Source organism: Bacillus sp. AP50, assembly GCF_040492675.1.
GTDB lineage: Bacteria > Bacillota > Bacilli > Bacillales > Bacillaceae_G > Bacillus_A > Bacillus_A cereus.
The window spans coordinates 1-2,753 of sequence record NZ_JBEUTW010000356.1 but is presented as its reverse complement, the minus strand read 5'-3'; the positions used below and the strand labels follow the sequence as shown (position 1 = coordinate 2,753).

Sequence of the window (2,753 nt, the reverse complement as noted above, 5' to 3'; positions counted from 1 at the left end):
AAGGAAACATAAAGGAAACATTAGAGAAGGTAACCGAGACAAGTAAACAATTCTCTGTAACTGCAGCTAATGTTGCAAAACAAACATTACCACAACTGCTTACAGCCACACCGGTTGTCATTTCTACTATTAAAGATTTAACAGAAAACGAAAATAACAAAAAGAAAAAAGATGAAAAGGATAATGAAATAAAACAAAATAGTAAGAACCTAGACGGAGAAAAAACGGAAAATGAAAAGAAATATGTGAAAGAAGGGAAAGAAGAGAGTGCTTAGATTTAATTCTAAAAAGAGAAAGTGAGGAAAAAAGTATGAAATCTCTGTATGCAATTGATGTAGGAATTGGTTTTACTAAGCGGGCATATCGACAGGATGTAGATTCTGAGGTGACGATTAAGAGTGAAGCTGCCACACTAGCTCCTGTACCTAATCATGCTGAAAGTGAAGATTTAACAAAGGTAAGTTTTATAGACTTAGACTTTGCATACTACATGGGAAATGAAGCACATCAATCTGACGCTTCATTTCTTCCTCCATTTGACGAAGAAATAGAAAATTATTATGAAAGCGAAGAGTTTAAACAACAAATATTTGGTTGCATTGCAAAGGATTATAAAGAAAATGTCGTGTTACCTTTAGTTGTTACCGGGCTTCCAGTCACTTGTTTTGGTAGTCAGCATGAGCAATTACAACGTGCACTAAAAAAAGAAACTTCCGTACAAATTGATGGGAAATTTATTAATATTACGGTTGAAAATGCTTTGATTCTTCAGCAACCGATCGCTTTACATGCCTATTTCTTAAAAGAGGGAATCATTCAGGAACAAGATCGCATCTTAATTATTGATGGTGGATTTCGTACATTAGAAATGACAGATATGAAACAGAATGTCATTTTAAATCATTATGAGACGGAACTAGGATGTAGCAAGCCTTTGAAAAATATTAAGAATATCCTGCAGAATCATGCAGGTGAAAGTAATCAATTGCATATTAATGACATGCCAAAAATATTAGAAAAAGGATATGGAGATAAAGAAGAAAATTATGAGACAAGTCAGGTGGATATTTTAATTCAAAAAGAGTTGGATACACATTTCCAAGACATCATGCGTGTATTACAAGAACAATTTAAGTTAGACCAGTATGACACTATTATTTGGACAGGAGGAATAGTAGATCTCCACAAAAAACAAATTGAAAAAATGCAAGGTGAAATTGTTTCTTTCCGTATGGTAGACGCTTCAAAAGAGGCCGCGCTTCATGGATACTATATTATTGGAAGTCAAGTATTTGAGGACATCACCAATCAATCTGCATATAAATCCAAATTATAATGACGACCGAAATGGAGTTCGTTGAATAGACGTGCCAAATTGTGTGGCTTCTTTTCCAAATATAAATAAGAAAAGATAAAAAGTGCTTGTATAGAGGAAATGTTTAAAATTGAGAATAAAAATAACTAATATATAGGGGGTCTTCCTTTTTAAAGAATAAGACCTCCTATGCATTTATTTTGTAATTTAGATGATTTAAAAACTTTTCCTCCAAGATATGGATACCTACATACAAATTTCATATTACGGATATGATTCGATCAAACATAAAACTATTTAGAAAGGAAGAATAATATGGAATGCATAAAAATGACGAAATGGAGTTGGTATCATGTGAAAACTAGTGAGCTTGAAGAAATTTCTTCTATAATCCCCCGTGATGTAACATCTTATTTCCCTCAATTTGTAAAGAAAATAAGTTCTCCTTGTGAAAATGGATTATATGTTTATACGTTATCACCAAGTCAAACTTGTGTATATGGTTCGTTTTTATATGATCAAGATAAAAAGGACGCCAAAATTCAAAAATTTCTTCATTATTTCGTAGCTCATGGGATACTGATAACGGTCCAAGAAAAAGAGGAAGAAGATTTTCAAGAATTAATACATAATTTCCCTATAGGTATAAAAAATTGTAATAGTTCCGCTGAAGGACTATGTGCCATCTTATCGATATTTATATCTCACTATTTACGAAAGGTTGACTATTTTGAAAACAATTTCAGAAATGTGTTATGGGATTTTTATCATCATAATAACATAGCAGTTTTAGAAAGGATTTATCATATTCGTCATGAATTATTTATGAACACACATGTGTTTCGCTTAATACAAGAAGTGTTACAAGGCTTGGAGGAAGCTTGGTTAGAAAAACTAACAAACACCCTTTGTTATAAACAAACGCACGTAAAATTAGAGCGTGGATTACAACTCGTTAAAGAGTACCAAGAAGAATTAGACACGATGATTCATTTACAAGAAGTTGTTTCTTCTCATCGTGGGAATGAAATTATGAAAGCTCTTACTGTATTAACTGCTGTAAGTACGCCTTTGACAGCCTTAGGAGCATTATGGGGTATGAATTTTAAATACATGCCTGAACTTGAATGGAAATATAGCTATTTAATGGCTCTCTTATTTATTATTTTCACAACAGCGGGTATGTATATGTATATGCGATTCAAAGGGTGGACAGGTGATTTATTACGAGTAAAGAAAAAGAAGTCTTTTTTTAAATCTAATTGATCCTGTTTATAAAAAATATGATAGACATATAGTTAATAATATTTATTAATTAGGGTAGTGCCATATCCCTATCAAGTTAAAGTTTTGATGTCCCCGCAATGATAAAAATAAACTTGGTTTCCATAAAAAACATAATATTTTCATTTAAAGGCTATGAAGTGAAATATCATCA

Annotated in this window: 3 protein-coding genes; all 3 read left to right on the top strand. The window is 32.0% G+C overall.

The genetic code is table 11. The features are described from left to right. On the top strand, positions 1–275 hold a 275-nt coding region (locus ABWK52_RS22235), incomplete at its 5' end, for a peptidase U61 (protein ID WP_353772135.1). Positions 276–310: 35 nt separating this feature from the next. After that, the gene (locus ABWK52_RS22230) at positions 311–1,336 is read left to right on the top strand and encodes a ParM/StbA family protein (RefSeq protein WP_000839452.1); all 1,026 of its coding nucleotides are present in this window, start codon (positions 311–313) and stop codon (positions 1,334–1,336) included. A gap of 294 nt (positions 1,337–1,630) precedes the next feature. Continuing rightward, a complete protein-coding gene (locus ABWK52_RS22225) occupies positions 1,631–2,581 on the top strand; it encodes a magnesium transporter CorA family protein (protein WP_000388915.1) in 951 nt (316 codons plus the stop codon). Positions 2,582–2,753: the final 172 nt, after the last annotated feature.